Annotated in this window: 15 protein-coding genes and 1 tRNA gene; 8 read left to right on the top strand and 8 right to left on the bottom strand. The window is 67.8% G+C overall.

Translation table 11 applies throughout. The annotated features are described in order from the left end of the window. Positions 1-64: 64 nt before the first annotated feature. Positions 65-9,916, bottom strand: a complete 9,852-nt coding sequence (locus OVA31_RS18555; RefSeq protein ID WP_267628082.1) for a non-ribosomal peptide synthetase — start codon at positions 9,914-9,916, stop codon at positions 65-67. An 8-nt stretch (positions 9,917-9,924) separates the two neighbouring features. After that, positions 9,925-10,332, bottom strand: a complete 408-nt coding sequence (gene panD / locus OVA31_RS18550) for an aspartate 1-decarboxylase (RefSeq protein ID WP_267628081.1) — start codon at positions 10,330-10,332, stop codon at positions 9,925-9,927. 102 nt (positions 10,333-10,434) lie between these two features. On the opposite strand from panD, the gene OVA31_RS18545 reads away from it, so the two are divergent. Next, positions 10,435-11,556: an isochorismate synthase gene (locus OVA31_RS18545; protein ID WP_267628080.1), complete on the top strand. Its 1,122-nt coding sequence runs from the start codon at positions 10,435-10,437 to the stop codon at positions 11,554-11,556. 189 nt (positions 11,557-11,745) lie between these two features. Continuing rightward, positions 11,746-13,743 (top strand): sigma factor-like helix-turn-helix DNA-binding protein, encoded by a 1,998-nt coding sequence (locus OVA31_RS18540; protein ID WP_267628079.1) that lies wholly within the window; start codon positions 11,746-11,748, stop codon positions 13,741-13,743. A gap of 4 nt (positions 13,744-13,747) precedes the next feature. On the opposite strand, the gene OVA31_RS18535 is transcribed toward OVA31_RS18540, so the two are convergent. Then, positions 13,748-14,497, bottom strand: coding sequence for a hypothetical protein (locus tag OVA31_RS18535; protein ID WP_267628078.1), 750 nt, complete (start codon positions 14,495-14,497; stop codon positions 13,748-13,750). A gap of 148 nt (positions 14,498-14,645) precedes the next feature. On the opposite strand from OVA31_RS18535, the gene OVA31_RS18530 reads away from it, so the two are divergent. The 4 genes from OVA31_RS18530 (at position 14,646) to OVA31_RS18515 (ending at position 17,105) form a co-directional block, all read left to right on the top strand. Then, positions 14,646-15,413, top strand: coding sequence for a helix-turn-helix transcriptional regulator (locus OVA31_RS18530; RefSeq protein WP_267628077.1), 768 nt, complete (start codon positions 14,646-14,648; stop codon positions 15,411-15,413). A 129-nt stretch (positions 15,414-15,542) separates the two neighbouring features. After that, on the top strand, positions 15,543-16,214 hold the full coding sequence (locus tag OVA31_RS18525) for an MspA family porin (protein ID WP_267628076.1): 672 nt from the start codon (positions 15,543-15,545) through the stop codon (positions 16,212-16,214). Beyond that, the gene (locus OVA31_RS18520; protein WP_267628075.1) at positions 16,211-16,909 is read left to right on the top strand and encodes an MspA family porin; all 699 of its coding nucleotides are present in this window, start codon (positions 16,211-16,213) and stop codon (positions 16,907-16,909) included. The genes OVA31_RS18525 and OVA31_RS18520 overlap by 4 nt, the downstream gene beginning before the upstream one ends. Positions 16,910-17,031: 122 nt before the next feature. After that, a tRNA-Leu gene (locus tag OVA31_RS18515) sits at positions 17,032-17,105 on the top strand. A gap of 83 nt (positions 17,106-17,188) precedes the next feature. Here the strand turns inward: OVA31_RS18515 and OVA31_RS18510 are convergent. Both OVA31_RS18510 and OVA31_RS18505 read right to left on the bottom strand, forming a co-directional pair. Next, positions 17,189-18,028, bottom strand: a complete 840-nt coding sequence (locus tag OVA31_RS18510; protein ID WP_267628074.1) for an SDR family oxidoreductase — start codon at positions 18,026-18,028, stop codon at positions 17,189-17,191. Then, a complete protein-coding gene (locus OVA31_RS18505; RefSeq protein WP_267628073.1) occupies positions 18,025-18,474 on the bottom strand; it encodes a VOC family protein in 450 nt (149 codons plus the stop codon). Before OVA31_RS18505 ends, OVA31_RS18510 begins: the two co-directional genes overlap by 4 nt. Before the next feature lie 118 nt (positions 18,475-18,592). On the opposite strand from OVA31_RS18505, the gene OVA31_RS18500 reads away from it, so the two are divergent. After that, positions 18,593-18,811: a hypothetical protein gene (locus OVA31_RS18500; RefSeq protein ID WP_267628072.1), complete on the top strand. Its 219-nt coding sequence runs from the start codon at positions 18,593-18,595 to the stop codon at positions 18,809-18,811. A 40-nt stretch (positions 18,812-18,851) separates the two neighbouring features. Here OVA31_RS18500 and OVA31_RS18495 read toward each other — a convergent pair whose 3' ends face one another. The 3 genes from OVA31_RS18495 to OVA31_RS18485 all read right to left on the bottom strand — a co-directional run bounded on the left by OVA31_RS18495 (position 18,852) and on the right by OVA31_RS18485 (position 21,926). Beyond that, a complete protein-coding gene (locus OVA31_RS18495; protein ID WP_267628071.1) occupies positions 18,852-19,817 on the bottom strand; it encodes an ABC transporter substrate-binding protein in 966 nt (321 codons plus the stop codon). After that, positions 19,814-20,866: an alpha/beta hydrolase gene (locus tag OVA31_RS18490; RefSeq protein ID WP_267628070.1), complete on the bottom strand. Its 1,053-nt coding sequence runs from the start codon at positions 20,864-20,866 to the stop codon at positions 19,814-19,816. The genes OVA31_RS18495 and OVA31_RS18490 overlap by 4 nt, the downstream gene beginning before the upstream one ends. Positions 20,867-21,020: 154 nt before the next feature. After that, on the bottom strand, positions 21,021-21,926 hold the full coding sequence (locus tag OVA31_RS18485) for an alpha/beta hydrolase (protein ID WP_267628069.1): 906 nt from the start codon (positions 21,924-21,926) through the stop codon (positions 21,021-21,023). A gap of 70 nt (positions 21,927-21,996) precedes the next feature. Between OVA31_RS18485 and OVA31_RS18480 the strand changes: the two genes are divergently transcribed. After that, positions 21,997-23,157: an MFS transporter gene (locus OVA31_RS18480; protein WP_267628068.1), complete on the top strand. Its 1,161-nt coding sequence runs from the start codon at positions 21,997-21,999 to the stop codon at positions 23,155-23,157. Positions 23,158-23,160 lie beyond the last annotated feature (3 nt).

Raw genomic sequence — 23,160 nt, 5'->3', positions numbered from 1 at the left:
GGCAAAAATCGTGCCCGATCGGGCGTATGTCTCGTCGTGAGCGACTCGGGCCCCGGATCGCTGGTCATGGCTGCCAGAGCTTCTCCGCAGCCGCCACCCACAGGCGCACCGACGCCTCGTCGAACAGGCGCGCGTGGTCGATCGCGTGTTCGTCCACCACCCGGATCTCCGGCAGGTGCTCGCGCCACGCCTCGGCGATCGTCGGCAGATCCGACGATCGGCCTGTCGTCGATCCGATCAGAGCAGTCGGGACGCGCACGATCCCGTTGGTGCCGTGGGACAGCATCTGCTCGCATCGTGCGTACGCATCGAACATCGCACGACGATCCGCGTCATCGCCGGCTCCCGCCTGGGCGCCACCCAGCATCAGTCGCACCAACTCCGCACGGTCGGTACCCGGTGCCGCTCCGGTGGCCGAACGCATTCCGCGTTCGGTGAGGGTCACCGCGTCCTCCGCCGACAGCGGACCGTGTGGTCGACGTGGGACCGGGTAGGCGTCGACGATGGTGAGCGAGCACACCCGATGGCCGCGCCGCACGAGTTCCTTCGCGACGGCGAATGCGAGATGTCCGCCATACGACCAGCCGACGAGGTCCACTCCGGTTCCCGCGGTCGACGCTCCCGCGGCATCGATGGCGTCGGCGTACCGGGTGACCAGTTCTCCCCAATCGGCGTACGACGGTTCCGAGTTCACCTGCGCCGGATCACGCAGAGCCATGAGTCCCCAGCCGTCCGGGAGGTGCGGCAACAGGGCCGCGTACGGGATGACGAGTCCGAAACCTTCGGGAAGGCAGATCAGGGAGCGGCCACAGCGCGACTCCGCGAACTCCAGGACCAGTGGGTCGATCTCGGCCGTCGCCGTGTCGCCGGGAGCGTCGTCGATGCGCGCGGCGATCTGCCGAAGGGTCAACCCCGACAAAAGGTCCCGCACGGACACCCCGTCACCGCCCGCAAGCTCCGCCAGACGCGACACCAGACGCATCACCACCAGGGAATTGCCACCCGCGTCCCGCACGGATGCCGCCACCGACACCGCCTCGACGCCGAGAAGGTCTGCCAGCAGAGCGCACACCTGTCGCTCGGTCTCCGTCTCCGGTGGTTGCGCTTGCTCGTCGGCGAGATCGATCGTCGGGAGGGCACGCGCGTCGATCTTGCCGTTGACGGTGAGCGGGATCGCGTCGACCTCCATCAGGCCTGCCGGGATCATGTAGTCGGGCAGCCGGTCACGCAGGTGCTCATGCAGCGCGGTGACGTCCGTTCCCACCGCGCTGCTCGGCACCACGTAGGCGTGCAGCTGCAGCCGGCCGTCCGGCCCCGGACGCGCCACCACTGCGGCGCGCGCCACGCTCTCGTCCTCGGCCAGCACATCGGCGATCTCGCCCGGCTCGATACGGTATCCCCGAATTTTCACCTGGTCGTCCCCACGGCCCAGATAGTCGAGTGTCCCGTTCTCGCGCCACCGCACCAGGTCTCCGGTCCGGTACATCCGTTCTCCGGCGACGCCCCACGGGCAGGCAACGAAACGCTCAGCCGTCTTGCCGAACTGCCCGAGGTAGCCGCGCGCCGTTCCGGCACCGGCGAGATAGAGCTCACCCGTCACCCCCGGCGCGACCGGCCGAAGGCCGCGGTCGAGCACGTACGCGCGGGTGTTGGCGATGGGCCTGCCGAGCGTGGGATGCGCACTGTCGGCCAGATCGGCACCGAGTGCGTTGATCGTGTACTCGGTTGGGCCGTACAGGTTGTACGACTCGACGCCCGGCGCAGCGCGAAGTCTCTGCCACAACGCGTCGGGCACCGCTTCACCGCCGAGGGAGACGAAGACCACGCCGACGCCGTCGCCCGCAGTGGAGCGTCCGGCCGGTCGTTCGCGCTCCAGCAGTCCGTTCTCGACGAGCACGTCGATGTACGACGGCGTCGCATCGAACCCGTCCACCGAGGTGTCGTCGTAGTGCGCCAGCAACTCCGGCGGCGCCTTGCGCATGTCCTCGTCGATGATGTGGACGTGATGCCCGCTGAGCAGCCAGAAGAGTTGCTCCCACGACGCGTCGAAGGAGAAGGAGGTCGTGTGGGCGATGGCGAGCCGCCGGCCCTCCTGATGGGCGACCACGCGGTCGAAGATCTTCTCCTGGTGGTTGACGTACATGTTCGTCAAGCCCCGGTAACCCACCGCGACGCCCTTGGGGCGTCCGGTCGATCCAGAGGTGAAGATGACATATGCGAGGTTGTCGGGGTGGGCAGCCACTCGTTCGTCGGTCGTCAAGGGACCGGAGTCGTTCGTGGCAAGCGTCTTTCGGGTCACGGGATCGTCGAGCACCAGCCTGGGTACCGCCGTGTTGCCGATCAGGCCATGGAGCTCGACAGTCGTGACGAGGACCGAGGGTCCGGCCACGTCGAGCATGTACTCGATACGGTCGACGGGGTGATCCGGATCGATCGGGACATAGGCCGCCCCGGCGGCGAACACGGCGAACATCGCGACCACCATGCGCTCGTCGCGCGGGAGCAGCAGCGCGACACGATGTTCCACGCCCACGCCGCGATCGACCAGCAGGCGGGCGAGGCGGTTCACCTCGGAGCGAAGATCCGTGAACGTCATCCGACGATCGCCTGCGATCACCGCCGGTGCGTCCGGGGTGCGCGTCGCCTGCTCGTCGAAGAGGTCGGCGACCGTCTGCTGTGAGACCTGCCGGCTGGTGTCGTTCCACCCGGTGATCACCTGCTCCATCTCGCTCGCGGTGATCGCGTCCAGGGAACCGACCCTCAGCGTCGACGCCGAGGCCATCGTGTCGAGCACCGCGACGAATCTGTCGGTGAGCGTGACGATCTCGTCGTCGCCGAACAGGTCTCCGCGGTAGGCGCAACGCAGGTGGATGGTCTCGCCCGGGTATGCCGCGAACGACACCGGATAGTGCGTCGAGTCGTCGAGGACCGTGTCGGTCACCGCGATCCCGTCCCCTGGACCGTAGCGGCGACCGGTGTCGCTTGCCGGATGGTTCTGGGTGATGAACAGTGTGTCGAACAGCTGACGGACACCGGTCCCCGCCGTGATGTCGACCAGGCTCAGGTACGGCGCATCCACCACCTCGGCTTGCGCTCGCTGCTGTCGGGTCAGCAGCTCGTCGACGTTCTCCCAGGGGTCCATCTGAACGCGCACGGGCACCGTGTTGAACAACAGTCCGACGATGCTCTGCGAACCCGGCAGCTCCGGTGGCCTGCCCGAAACCGTCGTGCCGAACACGACATCCGACGACCCGGTCAGCCGTGCCAACGTGATCCCCCACGCCGTCTGCAGCACCGTACTCACAGTGGTTCCCGTCGACCGTGCGAGTGCACGAACCCGATCGGTCACCGCCCGGGAGAGGTCCCGATGGTGGTCGCGCGCCGCGGATGGATCGGCCTCGCGTCCCACCGCATCCGGGCGCAGCAACGTCGGCTCGGTCACGCCGGACAGATGGTGCGCCCACGCCGACCGGGCGGCCGTCAGATCTTGCGCCGCAAGCCATGCACAATAGTCGCGGTAGGCGGTCGGCGGTGCCAGCGACTTCCCGTCCGGATCGTCGTACAGGGCCAGCAATTCCCCGAGAACCAGCTGATATGACCAGCCATCGATGAGAATGTGCTCGAAGGTGAGGGCGAGAACCGCACCATCCCCTCCCATCTCGATCAGCAGGAAGCGGATCAGCGGCGGATCGTCGGCCACGAACGGCCGGGCGCGTTCATCGCGCAGGATCTCGACGGCCACTGCCTCGCTGTCGGCATGCTCGACACGCAGCGGCACCGGGGCCGAGCGTGGGATCACCGCGACGCTGCGATCGGCCTGGGTCGCGAACCCGGCCCGGAGGTTGGGGTGTCGGTTCAGCAGCGCACCGACTGCTTCGCGGAGGCGCTCGATGTCCACGGCACCGCGTAGCCGCAGCTTCGCCTGGGAGGCGTACAGATCCGGCACGCCCTGCTCGGCCGCCACCTGCAGGTGGAACAGCAGACCCTCCTGAAGCGGAGAGACGGGCAGCACGTCGTCCCAGGGCCCGAACATCTCCGTCAGGTGGCGGGACTGCACCGGAGTGAGTCCCACCAGTGGGGCCTGCGCCGCCGACAATGCCTGTGCCGCGCCACCGTCGACGATCTCGCGCAGCTCGGTGCCTGCGCCGACACCGAGTTCCGCGATCATCTCCGCCATCACCGCCAGGTCGATGGTGTCTGAGCCGGAGCGGCCGACGATGTTCAGGCGAACCGGGCGCTGACCGTCGGCCTCACCTCCGACGTGGGCGATGACGACGAGCCGGTACCGGCCGAGTTCGGTCGGCGGGGCGAGGATTTCCACGTCGGTGTCGAAGACCTGCAGGAGGATGTCGCTCTCCGGGGCCTCGTCGAACATGTCGCGGGTGTGGACCACCTCGTGTCGCAGCAGTTGATAGATCTTCGCCTGCTGATCTGTCACGTGGAGGTCGGCGACCGCGCGGTAGACACCTGCCGGATCGTCGAGCGGGATGGCGGCCGGAACCGCCACCGGATGTCGGTGCACGAGCCTTCCAGGTGTGCAGGCGATCTCGGCATCTCGCGCAGAGGTCTCGAGGTCGACGACGAGTGTGTCCGCCCCGCCGAATCCGGGGCCCGTCCCGATCGCCACGGCCAGTGCGGCGAGGATGGTGTCGGACGTGGTCCGGTCGCTCACCGCCACCGGGCCCTCGCCCACCTGATTGGTCACCGCGCAGGCCTGCGGGATCACGAGATCATCGGAGAGACTGAAGGTCTCGGCGTCTGCGGTGTCCTCGACGAAATCGACCCAGAAGTCGTCGTCGAGCAGCTCACCGTCGTCGGCGAGGTCGGTCCACCGGCGCCGAATCCGCTCCGGGTCCGGCAGGGTCACACTCGGTGGCCCCGACCGTCCCTCGGTGAGAAGATCTCTCGTCGCCGTGACCAGGGTCTGGGCGGCGCTGTCCACCGACACCGGATCGCCGTATCGCATGGCGAGGCGACCCGACACCACCAGCCCGCTCTCATCGACCAGGCATCCGACCCCCACCTCGGGCGTCGCGGGCGACACGTCGTCGAGGGTGCCCGACCCGACTCGGAATCCGCCGGCGATCGCCATCGCACGCTCGGCGTTGGGAGGGCTCAGAGCGTCGGCCGTGACCTCGGACCCACCGCAGACCGGTACACCGAAAATCACCGGCGCGCAGGTGAGGTAGGCACGACGCAACGCCCACACGGGTACGGGTTCGGTTATGGGCAGCGCTATCTCGCCGTGCTGCGCGGAGAGGTCGACCCCCGCTTCACGGTCCGCGTCGACGGCGGTGTCGACCGGTTCCGGGGTGACGGCGAGCTCCGGGGCGGCGAGCCGGCCCAGGTCGTCGACGGGCGTCGTCGGGTCATTCGCGACCGCCGTCGCCACCGCGCCGAGGGTCTCCATCAGCCCGTCGACGGTCGCCACGTCGAAGAGTTCGTGCGCATAGTCGACCCCGATGATCCACTCGCCTTCGCGGGTCTCCTCGATCCCGAAGACGAGCTCGTACTTGGCCGCACCGGAATCGGGCGAGAGTCCGGTGCGCTCGAACACCTCGGCGCGGTCGACTCGGTGCAGCGTGCCGGATCCCAGATCGAAGTCCGTCTCGGCCGCCCCGTCCCGGTAGGCGACCATCACCTGGAAGAGAGGTGAGCGGCCGGATCCGTCTGCTCCGTGATCTGCACTGACCGCGTCGACGACCAGTTCGAACGGTGTCGCACGGTGCGCCACGGCCGCCAGGTTGTCGTCACGGACCCGCAGAAGCGCGCCGACCGCGTCCACCCCGCCGGACAGGTCGACCGTGAAGACCACCGTGTTGACAAAGAATCCGACGACCTCTGCGAGGCGTTCGTCGTCGCGAAGCGTCACCGGCGAGCCCAGCGGAATGGTGTCGCCTGCGCCGTAGGCACGCAACGCGATCGCGATCAGCACTTCGGTGACCATCAATGGGCTCGCGGTAAGGCTGTTGCCGAGCTCACGCAGCCGTCCCGCGGTTGGCTCCGGCAGCCGGATGCGTCGGCTGCGCACCGAGTAGGTCTGCCCGGGCTCCGGGGTCGCGGTGTGCGGCAGGGCGATCGTGCGCGGTACCTCGCCGAGCTGATCCCGCCAGAACGCGAGATCGGCCGTGAGCCGCGATCGGACGTCGGCGTGGCTCCCGAGGAGATCCCGCTGCCGACGGGCGAACTGCGCGTATGTCACCGCGAGCGGGGGCCACTGCGGCGCCCGCCCGGACTCACGCGCCCGATAGGCCTCCACGAGGCCGATCACCACATGGGGGATCGATCCTTCGTCGGTGGCGATGTGATGCCCGGAGAGCAGGACCATGTCCCGGCTCGCGGTGCGCAGCACCAGCAGTCGCAGCGGTAGGTCGACCGAGAGGTCCATCGGCCGCGCCGAGAAGTCGCGGATGGTGGTGGACACATCAGCATCCGCGACCGTCTGCTCGGTGACGAAGTGCACGCCGTCGAGCCGGGAGACGTCGACGACCTCCTGATGCAGGTCGGTGCCGTCCCAGTGGTAGGTCGTCCGCAGCACCGGCTGGTGGCCGACCAGATCGATCGCCGCCTGGCGGAGCACCTCGGCGTCCAGCGCCCCGTCGACATCGAACAGTCCGCCCACCCGGTACGCCGACCGGTCCTCGGACATCTGCTCGGTCAGCCAGAGTGCCTGCTGGCCAAAGGATGCCGGTGAGGTGTCGCTGACCTCCACGGCGGCGAGGTCGATGGCGGGGCCCTCGTCGATGTGGGCACCGTCAGGCCGGTCGACCACGTCGGCGAGTGCGGCGGCCAGGCCGGCCGGATCCGGATTGTCGAAGATCAGCGCCATGTCGGCGTGGATGCCCCGGGTCGCAAGGCGTGCGACGAGTTTGGTCGCCGACAGGGAATGCCCGCCCAATGTGAAGAAGCTGTCGTCTCGGCCAACCGAGGCCACACCGAGAAGGTCGGCGAACTCCTCGCACAGGAGACGTTCGATCGGGTCGGTGATGATCGGGGTCGCGCCGGGCTCCGACCGCGTCGGGGTCGGTAGCGCAGCGCGGTCGACCTTGCCGCTCCCGGTCGTCGGGAACCGGTCGAGGATCACGACGGCTGCAGGTACCTGGTATCTGGGGAGCACGCGCCCGACCCGTGTACGGATCTCCGCAGGCGTCGGCACATCGAGGTCGCCCGAGGTCGTGACGTACGCGACCAGCACCGGTTCGTCGGCGACGAGTTCACGGACCACGACCACCGCAGCCGTGATGCTCACCTGGGAGGTCAGCGCGGCCTCCACCTCACCCGGGTCGATGCGCAAGCCCCGCAACGAGATCTGGTGATCGACCCGGCCGAGGAACACGAGTCGGCCGTCGCGCCGGAGCACACGGTCACCGGTTCGGTACAGTCGCCCGCCCGGCACGGTCGCCCACGGATCGGCGACGAACCGCGCCGATGTCTCACCGGCGGCGTCGACATATCCGCGGGCCAGCTGGTCACCGGCGACATAGAGTTCACCGGGCGTGCCGGGGACGACCGGGCGCAGCCATGAATCGAGCACCCGCACAGCACTGTTCGCCACCGGGCCGCCGATGGTCAAGGGAGATCTCGGGTCACCCAGCTCGGCGTAGGTCACGTCGCCGGTGATCTCGGTGGAGCCGTAGGAGTTCACGATCGACCGGGGCGACAGGCCACGGAGCCGGTCCAACACCCGGGGCGGCAGGTCCTCCCCGCTGAGGGTCCATCGTCGGACCGACGACAGGTTCGCGCCCGCGATCTCTCCCTTGGCGTCCCGGCCGTCGAGCAGCTCGGCGACCACCGATGGCACCGCCGTCAACGCCGTCACCGATGCGGCGTCGATCAACGTCCCGAGCCGCATCGGACTGGCGACGTCCTGTTCGTCGGCGATCACGATCCGCGCCCCCGCGTGGACGGCGGCGAGGAGCTCGGTGATGCCGTCGATGAATCCGATGGACGACTTGGCGATCCGGACGTCCGAATCGCCCTCGCCGCGCAGGTAGCGTTCGGCCCAGGTGAGTCTGTTCACCAGGGCTGCGTGCGGGATGGCCACCAGCTTCGGCCGCCCGGTCGACCCCGAGGTGAAGATGGCCACCGCGGGATGCGCGCCGCGGAGCGCGCCGAGCCGATCGGCATCGGTCACCGGCTCCGACGATCTCCGTGTGAGTTCGGCGAGCGTGGCCGGATCGTCGAGCACGACAGCGGCGGGCGCTCTGTCGCCCAACATATCTCGCTCGAGGACGGTAGTGGCGGCGATGACCAGACGCGGCGTCGCGGTCTCCAGCATCAACCGGATGCGCTCATCCGGGAGCGAGGCATCGACCGGTACACAGACACCGCCGGCGGCGAGCACCGCGAGCACCGCGACGGCCAGGTCGCCGGACCGCGGGTGGACGATCGCCACCGGGTCCTCGGGAGCCACGCCGCGGGCGATCAGTTCCCGCGCGAGGCGCGAGACGCGGGCCGCCGCGTCATCTCCCGACACTTCCTGGGTACCCGCGGTGATCGATGGACGTGGCTCGGCCAGCACGAGATCCGGGACGGTGACCGCGGCCGGGGCGATCTGATCGCCATCACCCCACTCGTCGGTGATCGCGTCGTGCTGCGGGCGCGGTATCCGAGCCAGCGATTGATCCCACCGGCCGGTCCCGACCGCGCCGGACACGAAGTCCCCGAGACGTTCTCCGACCTCACGTAGATCGTCTGGGCCGAACCGATCGGCGTCGGCATCGAGTTGTAGTTCGAGGGCGCCGGACCCGGACAGGCGGCGGCCGGTGATGGTGAGTTCCTGCACCGGCCCGCGGGCCAGCGAGTGGATCGTCGCGGAGATCGCTCCGAACCGGAGTTCGTCACCGAAGGGCTTGATGTTGATCCAGACCCCGGGTAGCTCGGCGCCGTTCATCCGGGCGATCATCTCACCGCGAAGTCTGGTGTGCGGGCGCGCATCCCGGACGCCGTCCCGAGCAGAGCCGAGCGCGTCCCGCGGCGTGGTCGCCGGGCCGAGTCGGAGATGGATCGGCACGACGTTGACGGCCGTGACGGGAACTGTCAGAACAACCGAGCCGAATCGGTTCATCACCGGGAACCCGATCGCGACAGGCATCTCGACCGTTGATGCCCGGACCGACGCAATGAACCCGGCGATCAGCGCGGTCAGGGCATCACCCCACGTCGCCGACTCGGCTGCCGCAAGACGGGCGAGGCCATCGGCGACCACCTCCGAGAGGACGACGGCGTGTGAGCGGACGGCCGACGCGATCGGGGCCGTGCCCGTGCGGTCGGAGAGGGACGCGGTCTCGTGAGGTTTCTCGCCCAACTCGCGCCAGTAGCGCTCGTCCGCGTCACGTCGCTCCGAGGACCGATAGGCCGATTCCTCGTCCACCACATCTCCAACCGGGCGGAACCAGCTCTCCGTCAGCGGCTCTCCAGCGGACAGCGCCGAGTAGACCTCTGCTGCACGACGTCCGACCAGGGTGAGCGCGAAGGCGTCGGCGACTATGTGGTGTGCACGCAGGAAGACATGGTGCTCGTCATCCGAAACGCTGAGAATCGCAGCGGTACAACACGGGTCCACGGACGGGTCGATGGCACGTCCGCATTCCGCGCGCATCCACTCGAATGCCGACTCCCGATCGGCAGCCGTCCGGAGATCGATCCCGTCGGGCCGCCCGACGTCGTGGGCGCCCAGCACCTGGATGACTGCGTCGGTGTCTACGGCGAACGCGGCCGAGAACCCCTCCGCCTCCCCCAGCGCCGTTGCCAGAGAGCTCCGCAGGAGGTCGAGGTCGATCGCACCCCGCAGTTCCCACGCCTGCGCCACGACGAAGACCGACGATGCCCCGACCATCTGCTGACCGAGCCAGGTCGCGGTCTGGGCCTCGGTGGCGGGAATCCGGTTGGTCGTGGAGAGCGTGGATGACGTCATCGGAACCTTCAGCGCGAGGACATCTGGTCGACCGCGCCGGGAACGGGCTGCGCAGGATCGTTGCCCAGCGCGACGATCTGGTTGTCGTCGCCGACGTGAACAACTTTCGGCTGATGGGCGATCAGTTCGGTTTCGTCGAGCTGCAGGAACGACATGATGATCACCAGGTCGCGGGGATCGACGAGATGTGCGGCAGCACCGTTGATGCAGATGACACCGGTGTCGGCGGGCCCGGTGATGACGTAGGTCTCCAGCCGGGCGCCGTTCGTGATGTCGACGACCTGCACTTTCTCGCCTTCGACGAGGTCGGCGGCACGCATCAGGGTCTCGTCGATCGTGATCGATCCGACGTAATGCAGGTCGGCCTGGGTGACCGTCGCTCGGTGGATCTTTCCGTTGACAACGGTGCGCAGCATTCAGCTCTCCCTCAGTCGGGCGGTCGGCGGGTTCGGTCGGAGCCACCAGGCTCAGGCACAAAGCCTATCGTAGAAACACCATTGTTGGTAGATTGTGGCGTCATGGCCGACGATGATCTCCACCACGATGCGGTTTTCCTGCTGTCCCGGCCGGAGGAACACGTATACGCCTCGGGCGCGCGCCACCACTTCGACTCGGTCCACGCCGCGCGCATACATCTCGATCACGGTGATTCGCCTGCGATCGTCGGCGCCCTGCCGTTCGACCTGCGACGCCCCTGTTCGCTGATCGCACCACGCGCTTTCCGCCGGAGCCCCGGCCGCTGGTGCCGGAGCCCCGCCGCAGCGGTTGTCGGAGCACGGGTGACGGCCGCGCACCCCGAGCCCGAGCAACACGAACGGCACGTCGCCGACGCGGTGCGCACCATTGCCGACCCGTGCGGCGGGATGTCGAAGGTGGTACTCGCCCGCCGGCTCAGCGTGCAGGCGACGAGGGCCCTCTCGCCGTGGGACCTGGCTGCTCGATTGGCCGCTCGCGACCACGCGGGTAACGCTTTCGCGGCGGACCTGTCGGCCGCCGGGCCCGAGTACGAAGGTCACCACCTGGTCGGATCGAGCCCCGAGGTCCTGATTCGCAAACGCGGTGACGTCGTCTCCTGTCATCCCCTCGCCGGTTCGACCCCCCGTAGCACCGACCCGACGGCCGACCAGGAAAACGCTCGCCGCCTGGCGGATTCACCGAAGGATCGGCGCGAGCACGGCTATGTGGTGGATGCGTTGACCTCGGCACTGTCACCGCTGTGCCGAGACCTCGAAGTACCCGCGGAGCCCTCACTCACCTCGACGCCCACGATGTGGCATCTCGGCACCGGCATCCGCGGACGCATCGCCGACCCCGGGACGACCGCACTCGACCTCGCCGCCGCCGTGCACCCGACGCCGGCCATCTGCGGTACCCCGACACCGGCCGCCCGCGACCACATCCTGGCCGTCGAGGGTGACCGCGGGTTCTACGCCGGAGCGGTCGGCTGGTGCGATGCACGCGGCGACGGCGAGTGGATGGTGAGCATCCGCTGCGCTGACCTGGGTCCGGACGGACGAGGGCTGATCACCTGGGCGGGTGGTGGCATCGTCGCGGAATCCGACCCGGCAGACGAACTCGCCGAGACGTCGGCGAAGTTCCGCACCGTGCTGTCGGCTCTCGACATCGAACTTCCCACATGACAATCCGACCTTCGTGACCTTCCCGACCTTCCTGACATACGAGCCGGCGAGGAGAACTTTCTGCAACCGAGGCGTGACGGCGATAGGCTATTCTCGGCCGCAGACCCGACGTGTGCGGCCACGTCCGACCTCGCCGCGAAACGCGACCGCACAGGCGGCCACCATGCACGACAGTCAGGGAAGCCACCGATGTCACCGTCCCCCTCCGAGGTTCTGACCTCCGCCGAGGCGGCGGTCCCGGACGACCGTCAGCTCGCCGACCGACTTCGTGACGAAACCCTCTCCGACCGACCATGGTTCGAGTTGTTGCCGTGGCTGTCGGAGTACCGGCACGGGCCCGGGATACTCGCCGACGACGAGATCGTCGTGAATGCCTGGATCCAGAACACCCCCGCCGACACCCTGACCGATGTCAACCTGGAACGCTTCTGCCACCGGCTCGCCGAGCGCTACGTCTCGGATCGGTCGTCGCGCCGACTCATCGACGATTTCCCCCACGTGCAGGCCGGCCCGGAGCCGTTGCCACTGCCGCGATCGACGCGAGAGCAGCTCGGCGCGAGCGACGTCGACACGATCTCCGAACTCATGACCCTCTCGGTCGACGAACTCGTTCGGCTGCCCGGCATCGGCCCGGTCACGGTGGTCAATCTGATCGCTCGCTTCGTGGCGAGATCCGGTGTGGTGCGGGACGAGGAGCGCCCGGCGCAGCAACAGCAGTCGGCGTCGACCGGTCGGGCAGAGCTGCGTGATTTCGTCGGCTCACTCACCGAACGCGACCGACTCGTACTGTACGACCGCATCCTCGCCTCCCGGCCCCGAACACAGTCGGAACTCGCAGGCATGCTGGGCAGCTCACGCGAGCGGGTGACCCAGATCGATCGCAACCTGCGAAATCGTCTGTCTGCGCTGCTGAACGAGATCCCCGGCCTGCACGCGCTGGAAGGGGCGATGGTCGACCTCGCCGATCCCGTGATCGACGTCGAATCGTTGGTCGATGAGCTACCGGAGTCGGGGACCACGGCCGATGCTCTCGGCGTGCCGATCTGGCGCCTCGTGGCCGCCGCCGCTCCCGCCCTGACGGCCGTCGACGATTGGATCATCCGGGGCACCCTGAAGGAGGCCACCACCGCGACACATGCCTGCGTTGATGCCGAAGCGACCCCGGAGAAGACCGCACCGATCCGTGCGGTCGCCGACGGCCTCGGGCTCTCCGTCGACGCCGCCCGACGCTGGTTGCATCGCAGCGGGTACTCGTTTCTCGGTGATCACGCGGTGTCGTCGACCTCCTCGACCGGAGATCTGGTCGCCGCTGTCCTGTCGATCGCAGAGAAGCCACAGACCTTCGACCGGATCATCGCAGGGCTCGGCGAGTTCCCCCGGGCGCCGTCGTCGGTGCGCAATGCGCTGGTCACCGACGAACGCGTCGTGAAGACAGACCGGAACAGTTACGGGCTCCGACGCTGGGGCATGGAGCAATACGTGCCCGTCCACGTCCAGATCGAACGGCTGCTCACCAAGGCGCATGGCGAGCCCGTCCCTCTCGCCACGGTGATCGACGAGATCACCGGACATTACGACGTCACCGAGGCCAGCGTCCGGGCATACGCCAGTGCGGGCGATTTCGTGACCCGCGACGACATGGTCATGCGCCGCAAACGCCCGTATTCACCGCGCAAGTCACCCACCCGGACCCGAGGCCTGTATCGCGATGGTGACACGGTCCACTGGTCGACGACGGTGACCTCCGCCCACGTCAAGGGATCGGCCTTCAACCTGCCGTCTGCGCTCGCCGGCATCGTCGGCATCGCCCCGGGCAGGCCCGTCCAGCTCGAGACACGGCACGGTCCGCAGTCGTTCATGTGGGTGTCGGTCCAGGCGAGGTCGGGAACCATCAAGCGGTTCGTCACGGATCTCGGCCTCTCCGAAGGGGATCCGATCTTCCTCGATTTCACACCTGATTCGTTCGACGTCCGGGCTGCCGACGCCGGCCGCGGCTCACCGGCATCGCAGATCCTCGCCCGGTTGGGGCGTCGACCGCGTGGCCGCGTCTCCCGGTCGACCGTGGTGGACACACTCCGGGAATCCCTCTGGCTGCCGGACGACGCCGATCTCAGCACGATCATCGCTGCACTGCGCCAGCGCAAGGAGAACGACCTTGCCGAGCTCGTCGACTCCGCGATGCACTGAGCTCTCAGCACACCGACAGCAGGGGCGCTTCGCAGGGCCGGCCGGGCCGATCGATCACCGGCACCATCTCGACGCCCTCGTCGGCGACCGGCAGTGCCGCGCTCTCGACACACGCACACGCTCCCCGTGTCGCGCAGGCGATGATGAGCAACATCGTGGGACGCGTGTTCAGTGGTCCGCCGAGGCGGACCGATACGCCGGGCCAGAGATCAAGTCGCCGGCCGATCCGATCGGCCTCGACGAGTAGCTGATCGGTCTTCTCCACGATTCCGGTACCCAGATCGGAGACCAGGCCTCCCCCGCCGGATCGGACGGACCTACCGCAGCCGACCTCGACGAGTGCGAACTCGTCGGCCACCCGGAACACCGGAATCGACGACTCGTCCTGCACCAATTCGTCGATGACGTCTTCCAGGACGTAGTCGTGAGTCCGGTGGGTCAGCAGATAGTCGAGGTCGAGATCTCGCGCGGTCATCACGGAGTCCTCGTCGCAGAGATCGACCGGGATCACCACCGCGTCGATCGACACGAGAGCATGCCATGTGAGCACAAAGATCCAGCCCGTTTGCACCCCCAGCCCGATCCGGCACCCCGAGGACACCCCGCAGGCACGCAGGTCGGTACATAGGTACTCCACGGATTCCGCGAACCTCTCGAAGTCGAGGGCGTCCCCGTCCACGGTCACCGCAGGAGTGAGTCCGTACGAGTCCTGCGCCTCACTCAGCAAGGAGTGCGGTGTCAAAAGCTGCTTCACAATCATCCCCGTCGCGTTCACAACACCGAGGTGGTGTCCGTTTCGTCGCTTCGCCCGGGTCCCCCTCCCGCGGCGAGTGTCGCTCGGCTTATTAGGCTACCTTTACCTAAGCTATGGACCTCGACGCAACCCGACAGGAGTTGTGCACATGGCGTCAACATCCGACGTCGCAGCCGATGGCCCGTGGGCCGCGGGGCTCCCCCGGACAGCGGACATCCCGCCGATCACGGTGACCAATCGGTCGCACCCGTCCGCACATGTACTGCTCTGGCAGGTCTGCGGCCAGACGGCGTTCGACTTCGAAGGGCTGTCGGGCACCCTGCCGAGCGACCACGCCATCTGGGTGCCGTCAGGCACCCGATACACCTTGCGCATCAGTGCTAATTCGGTCGTCGTGCCGACCTTCTTCGATTCGTCGGTCACGTCATCACTGCGCTGCGCGGACATCGTCGCCGTCGACTTCCATTTCCGTGCACTGGCACTCGCCCTCGTCGGTGCCGAACACGCACCGCACCTCGCCCCGGAAACCGTTCTTCGACAACAACTCCTGTCCTTGATCGAACAGGCCACGCCGTCCGGGGTCCTCGAGTTGGCCATGCCGTCGAGCGGGCCCGCCAGAGTCGTGGCCGAGGCCCTTCGCAGAGATCCGGCGGACACCCGTACGATCGACGACTGGGCGTTGGTCACCCACACATCGACCCGAACCATCGAGCGCGCGTTTCGACGCGAAACCGGTAATACCTTTCGGCAGTGGCGAACCCAGTGCCGGATGGAGACCGCCAAGGCGCTTCTGCCGACTGTCCGATCGGTTGCCGCGGTGGCACATCGGGTCGGATATCACAACCAGAGTTCCTTCGCGCGAGCCTTCCGCGCCCACGTCGGAACGTCGCCCATGGAGTTCGGTCAGTCACATTAGACTTTCATAAGTCTTCCATATACGGTACTCATGCTTGCAGCGCGGTGCGCTCGGATCGCGGGGACAGTCACGATTCGGGCCGGTCGGGGTCTCACGTCGCTCGGCGCCGCTGAGATGAGGAGGAGTGGATTGAGTAACAGACATAAGGCCTTTCGGGTAGCCGGCCTCACAACGGTGAGCGTGGGCGCTGCGGCGGCCGCCTTGGCGGCGGGTATCGGCTCGGCCGGCGCCGACGCCTTCGTAAAGCTTCCCGGTGGTACCGCCCACGGCGAGGGCCTGACACTGACCCGTACCGGCGAGAGCGCACAGATCTCGCCGTCGATGGCGAGCAACCCCGCCTCGCGTACCGCTTGGGTGAGCGGAACCGTCACGGTCAAGGCACCGAACCTGAAGCCGAGCAAGGCGGGACCGACCAACGGGGCCGAGGGTGAGTCGGAACTTCCCGGCACCAACGGCACCAGCACCAACGGAGCGGCGGCCACGTTGTCGACCGGCTACATCGTCGGCTGCCAGGTCGACATCAAGGGCCTTTCGGGCGGCCTGTCGGGGACACTGTCGGCGTCGCCGTCGGCCTCGGCCAGCCTGACGGTCCCGATCTCGGCGGGACAGGTCCTCTTCGTGCAGCTGACCAAGAAGGACATCGAGAAGCCGGGCACGTACACCGTCGGCTATGACCGCGCCGGACTGAATCTGCAGAACTGCGGCGGCTACGCGCAGGCACGCGCCTTCAGCACCATCGAGACGACGGGCAAGCTGCACCAGAAGGTGAACCTGTACGGCAAGCCCTTCTCCATCGGATGACAGAGGTCGATATGAACAAGATTGTCGCCAAACGATTTCCCCGCAACGCGGTCCGCGCCGGCGCCATTGCCATCGGCGTGCTCGCCGCGGTGCCCCTGGTCGGTCAGGGGATGGCGCACGCCGACACCCAGGTCCGGCTGCCGAACCAGACGGTCACCAAGAAGCTGGCCGACGGCACCGCACTGACGATCACCCGGACCAACGAGCGGGCACGCATCAACCCCTCGATGGGTGGCACGCCGCTGCATCGCAATGCCTGGGTCTCGGGCCGCTACGACGTCAAGGCGTCGGACAAAAAGGCCAAGCTGGGGATCGCCTCGGGCTACATCGTCGGGTGCCAGTTGACCCTCGGCGGAAATTCCACCACCAAGGGTGGCGCCAAACCTGGCACCGGTGATTACGACGTGCCGATCAGCGCGACCGCAGAGACCGGCGCCTCGGTCACCCTCGGCCCCGGACAGGCCGCGAACTACACCATCAACGACGTCGAGGGCAAAGACGACTTCGGCGCCGAGTCACACGGAGCCGCCGTCAAGTTCGCCGGTTCGGGTGCGGTGGCATACACCAACGAGACGATGATGATCAACGGCTGCGCCGGGTACGCACAGGCCCGGTCCTACGCCAAGGTGCAGGTCATGACCGACCACACCACTCAGGTCGTCTACCTCTACGGAAAACCGTTCAGCCTGGGCTGATCGGGAAAGAACCTCTCTCACAGGGACCGGGGGCTCCGCGCACTGCGCGGAGCCCCCGGTGTTCGTCCGGCGTTCTCCCCCATGCCATTCTGGTAGGTGCGTTCTCGAGTTCGGGCACGCCGGCCCCTATAGCCCAATTGGCAGAGGCAGCGGACTTAAAATCCGCCCAGTGTCGGTTCGAGTCCGACTGGGGGCACTGCGTCGCCGCAGGTGGTGGGCCATCTGTGGCACCGACCTGGCATCGCCTCGGCATTGACATCCACGGCCCACTCCGCCGCACTACGAGTCGAGTACCGGCTGCGGCCCACGCACCGCCGCACACAGACCCCCGTCGACGAGCAGATCGATCCCGTTGAGGAAGCTCGCCGAATCCGACAACACGAACGCGGCCACCGCCGCGACCTCATGGGCTTGCCCGAGTCGTGCGAGGGGCGTCTGCTCGGCCCAGGCGGCCATCCGCGGATTGTCGGCGGCTTCCTGGCGCCCCTGCGGGGTGTCGATGAGCCCTGGCGAGATCGAACAGATACGGCCGCCCGACGGTCCGAGTCGCACGGCCTCCTGCTGAGCGAAACGTTTGACGCCGAGCTTCGCGAGCGAATAGGCCACACCGGGTTGCTCGACCATCGGGCCGAGGCTCTCGCGGATCTTATCCAGGAAGTGTTCGTGGAGTGGATCATCGAGCACGGCGGCGGTGGCCGTGTCGATCTCGACACCGCCGATGGTCGGAGCCATCGATGCGAAGCAGACCCACGCTGTGCCGACGGCTGCCAGCGGGCGTAAGACCTCGGCCAGGGTCGCCGTGCCAACTAGGTCGACGGTGAAGATCCGTTGCCAGTCGGCCATGGTCGGTGAGATACCGGCGACGTGCGCAACGGCACGAAGGGTGCCCAACTCACTGACGCGGGCAGCCAGTCCACCAAGACCCGCGACGTCGGTGATGTCGAGGACGAACGGCTCGACCACGGCCCCACCATCGGCCGACAGTTGCTCTGCGGCAGCAGTCACGGTGGCACCGTCGTAATCCACCAGCACCAGCGTGTCCACCATCGTCGTGAGCCGCTTGGCGCACTCGAAACCCATGCCACGACCCGCGCCGGTGACGACGCCGACGGTGGTCATGAACGATCCGCCCAGCACTGACGCAATGACGGTTCCGCGGCCCTGGTGACGAGCTCCATGCGAAAGCCCTTGTCGCTACGCATGAATGCGAAGAACGGGCTTCCGTCGGGTGCGCTCCGGGTGGCTTCGGTGACATATCCGAGCCGCTCGAGTTCGGCCGCGTCGGCACCCACATCGTCCGACCAGTAACCGACATGGTGAATCCCGGAGCCTCCCAACGATTCCCAGAAGGTCCCTGGCACACTGCGGATGACCTCGAGCCGGGGCGTGGTGGTCGAGTACGCGCAGGTGATCTCGACGGTGGCGGGCCCGCCCGCCAAGTCGACCGCGATCGGCGCTGCGATCTCAGGCCCCCACTCGTACCGCAGCAACTCCGAGAGCTGCGAACGTGTCGCGTCCAGATCGTCGGTGACGATCCCGACGTGGAACATGTCCTCCGCCTTCACGGCCGACTCACGAACTTCAGAATGCTGTTCTGGATCACGAGAATGATGTTCTCACGAGATCAGCAGAGGTGCAATCCTCCCCCATCGGCGAAGTCGGCCCACATGGTCTACTCGACTGATGAGCCACCACCCGACGACCCTCGCCATGGCGGACGCGAATGCGGCCGCGCTCACCCTGGGCATCGCCATCTACGCGGCGGCCATCCTCATCGGGATCGGGCTGGCGGTCAATGCGGTGACCCACCACCGCAAGAATCGCGCGATTGCCGCAGCCGTCGTCGTGCTCGTGCTGGTGGTGGCAGGTGTGGTCGTCGCGGTAGCCAGCAGTATCGGCTAGACGCTGCGTCGATCCCGAAGCCGACGGCGCGCCGAACAGGTCACGTGTTGTCGGTCAGCGTCGCCGACAGGTCCCCGAGCACCGACCGCGCGGCCAACGGGCCACCTGTGGTGTTCCAGGCCGAACCTGCCACCACCGCCACATGGTTCGCCCGGACCCCACCGAGCTGATCGAAAACCTGGAGCTTGTGCGCGTCGACCAAGGCAGCCTCCCCCGACGCCCGGTCCCCGAGAGTGCCGAAAAAGATCCAGTCGGCATCGATCGTGTTCAACATCTCGAGACTGACCGGCACACTGTGCCCGGGACCTTCCCCCTGCTGGTCCCTCGGGCGCGTGAGCCCCAGCGCGGCGATCGTCTGCCCGACCGGGCCGGCCCCCTGACCGACGGCGGCCGGACGGCCGTTCTGCCAGCGCACCACACTCACCGATGCTCCCGCATTCGATCCGAGTCGGCTCTTGGTGGCGGCAATGTCGTTGTCGAGATCGTCGAGGGTCGAGCGGCCTTCGGCAGATTTCCCGAGTGCGTCGGCCGCCGTCAGAAAGGCCTGGCGCCAATCGGCTTTCAACCTCGCCGTGACAATCGTGGGCGCGATCGCCGAGAGCTCGTCGAGCTCCTCCTTGGCAGAAGTGGTCTCGTCGAGCACTATGAGATCGGGATGCAATGCCGCGACCTTCTCCAGGTCGACGGCACCGACGGTGGCCACGATCGGGACACCATCGAGGCGGTCGGCGAGGTATCCGGGCGCATCCTGCTGTCCGCGGCCCGCCGTGATACCGACCGGCGACATCCCCAACGCGAACGTCGCATCGATGGTGGGTTCACTCAGCGCGACAACATGTTTGGCAGCCACCGGGATGTCGACGGTCCGATGCTGCGCGTCCACGAACGGTCGCGTGGCAACGGCCGCATCCCCGGTAGCGCCACTGGTGCCGCAGCCCGCGAGAAATACCACGCAGGCCGCCGAGGCGGCCATCGCGGCCCAGCGAGAGATCGTGTGTCCGGTCATGAATGGAGCTCCTTGATTCCGTCGAGAAGGTGTACGCGCCAGCAGGCGTGGTCGTGTCCGCCGCTGTACTCGGTGAGGGTGACGTCAGCACCACGATCGGCAAGTGCAGCCGCCGCCGCGCGCGCGAGATCGACCATCCGCCCCTCGCTGCGGCCGACGTCGATCCGAAATCGCTGGTCGGCAGACGCATTCACGAGATGGTCGAGCAGCCACATCCCCTGAGTGTCGAGCCGGACACGATACTCCGAACCCGGTCGCCACCACAGTGACGGCGACTGTGCGAGCACCCCACCGAAGACCTCCTGATGACGGACGGCGGTGTGCAGCGCCGTCAATCCGCCCAAGCTCTGACCGGCGATGGTCCAGTCGCGTGGTTCGTTGCTCACCGGGCCCGATTCGGTAGCGAAGGAACGGATTTCGGCGGCCAGAAAGTCGGCGTAGGTATCCTGCGCGGTGAGGTCGTGCCAGCGGGTGTCGATGTCGACGGCACTCGGTGCGACGACCGTGATCGGTGGGATCTCCCCCGCGGCCACCATGGCGTCGAGCTGACCGGCCAGATCGATTCTGCCGAACCACATGTCGCCGTCGGAGAGCACGACGACCCCGGTCGCCTCACGCGTCCCGGCGGATCGGTAGACGTGGACATCACGAGCCGATACCGCCGCACTGCCCGCCCACCGGAGGGTTGTGACGGTGCCGCGAGGAGTGTCCGGGGACACCGGTCGCCACCGGCTCGGCGGCGCATCCGGGAGTTCGAGCACACTGGCCTCGCCCGCCGACCAGCGCACTGGAATCCTCGCGGCGTTGAGTGGATCCGCGACCGCCCGGCCGGCGAGTTCGGGCAGCGGACCGGGCGTCGCGTCCATGTCGAACGCAACCTGATACGAACCTCGATGGTCGACCGGCACGCGCAATGCGAGCTGCCAGATCCCGTCGCCGACAAGGTTAAAAAGGCCGTCGGCCGGTCGGTCACGCTCGATGAGTCCGTTGCCGACGAGCAGTACGCGCCTCACATCGGCGGTTGTCCGGGCGCCGAAGGTGACCGTCACGTGACGTGGGTCGTCGTCGATCCCGCGTATCGACGGGCCGTCGACGCATCGCGGCGGTCCCGCCGCATCCCCAGCTAAGCCAAGCCTTGCCATACCTGGACGCTAGCAGGCCGCTCCGTGACCGCCCGCGCCGGTCAGGGCCGATCGACGCCGGTCATCTCCTGCCGCGGAGCGCTGCCCGCAGCGCTGCCGATTGGAGTCGGAAGAACTCTCGCGACACCGGCGCTGCGGGATTCACGAGGTCGAACCCGTGGAAGGCACCGGGAATCACCTCGACCTCGCACGGGACGCCGGCAGCGCGGAGCCGGTCGGCGTACTGGAGGTCCTCGTCGTGAAAGAGGTCCAGACCCCCGACGCCGATCCACGTGGGTGCCAGACCGCTGAGATCGTCCCGTCGGGCCGGCGCGACGATCTCGGGATCGGCGCCGCCGAGGTAGCTGTCCCAACCGAATCGGTTGGACTTCGCGTGCCACATGCGCAGGTCGTCCTCATCGACAGAGGTGCGGACGGTTCGGTCGTCGAGCATCGGATAGACGAGCAACTGCAGGACTGGTGTGGCCCCGCCCCGGTCACGAATCCGCAGCGCCAACTGCGCCGCGAGTCCGCCGCCCGCGCTGGCCCCACCGATGGCGAACTGTCCGTCGGCGACGCCGTCGAGCTGATGGAGCACATCGAGCGCCTCGTAGCAGTCGTCGAGCGGCGCCGGGAACGGGTGCTCGGGCGCCAACCGGTAGTCGACGGACACCACAACGGCACCGAGATCACGACTGAACCGTCGGCACAGATCGTCGTCTTGCTGCGCCTCCCCGATGACGTACCCGCCGCCGTGGATCCAGAGCAGCCCGGGGGCGTCGCCGGTGACCCCCGACGGCCGGAACACCCGGGCCTCCCCACCGGAGGGAAGCGAACGGACCTCCACCTCAGGATCACGCTGCAGCCGGCCCATCCCCTTCTGCACCATCCGGATCAGCGGGAGGGTCCTCGGTCCGACGACCCCTCGGGGCAGGAAGCGTGCCATCCGCTGCAGATCGGGATGGAAGTCCTGCACGTTTGCGGTCATCGTCGACGTTCCGTCCTGTTGTCGGTACCGGTGCGGTCCGCCAACTCTATAACCGGCAGAATCGGATTCGATGCACACTGCCGAAAGTCCGGTGAAGCGGTTCGCACTGCCTGCGATCCTTGCGGTCCTGTTCGCGACGGGCTGGGGCGCCAATCATTTCGCCTCGATGATCCCGGTGCTGAAGTCCGACGAGGGGCTGGCGACCGCGGTCCTCGACGGCGCCTTCGGCATCTACGCGATCGGACTCCTGCCAGGACTGTTCGGCGGCGGATCGTTGTCCGACCGTGTCGGCCGGCGTCCGGTCGTCCTGACCGGTGCCGCGCTGGCCGGCATCGGCAACCTCATGATGATCGGTTGGCATGATCAGGCGGGTGTCCTGGTGGGTCGGCTCGTGGTCGGTCTCGGTGCCGGACTGACGATCAGCGCCGGAACCGCCTGGGCCGCCGACCTACGCGGCAGATCTGGCGCCACGCTGGCGGGCGCGCTGCTCACGACCGGTTTCGCCATCGGCCCGGTGATCACGGGGCTCCTCGCCGAGTTCGCGCCTCATCCCGTCGAAGTCCCGTTCGCGCTCAGCGGGGTCGTCTCGCTCGTGGTGGCGGCCGTCGGGTTCGTGCTGACGCCGACGACTCCCGTCCGCCACGACCACCCGCTCACCGGGGTCGACGATGCCGACGGGAGGTCAGTCGGAGCGGCATTGTCCTGGTCGGTACCCATGGCACTCTGGGTGTTCTCGTCGGTGACGGTCGCGGTGGTCGTGATGGCCCACCGCATCAGCGACCGGTACGACGGCCCGTGGGTGCCCGGCGTGGCCGCTGCCCTCAGTCTCGGGGCCGGGGTGATCATCCAGTTCGTCGTGCGCCGCCTCGGAGTCGGGCGGATGGCGGGAGTTGTCGGCGCCGCCCTGGCGGCCGTCGGGTTCACGCTGTCGGCCGTGGCGGGTGGCCACCCGTCGATGGTGTTCTTCGCGGTGACCGCGGTGGTACTGGGTCTCGCCTATGGGCTGTGTCTGCGCGACGGGCTCATGGATGTGGAGGCGTTCGCGCCCCGCCGCAGCCGTGGTGCGGTGACGGGGATCTTCTACGTGGCCTGCTATCTCGGCTTCGGACTGCCCGTCCTGCTGACCACGATCGAGCCGACGGTCGGTATCGTCGCGCCGATGATCGTGCTCGCGATCGCCGCGGCGGCCGCATCGGCGGCACGCGCAATCCGTGTGCAGCGCACCGCCTGACGA

This window comes from Gordonia sp. SL306, from assembly GCF_026625785.1.
In the GTDB taxonomy this organism is placed as follows: Bacteria; Actinomycetota; Actinomycetes; order Mycobacteriales; family Mycobacteriaceae; genus Gordonia.
The sequence above is the reverse complement of the archived record's forward strand: the minus strand, read 5'-3'. Positions and strand labels throughout refer to the sequence as shown.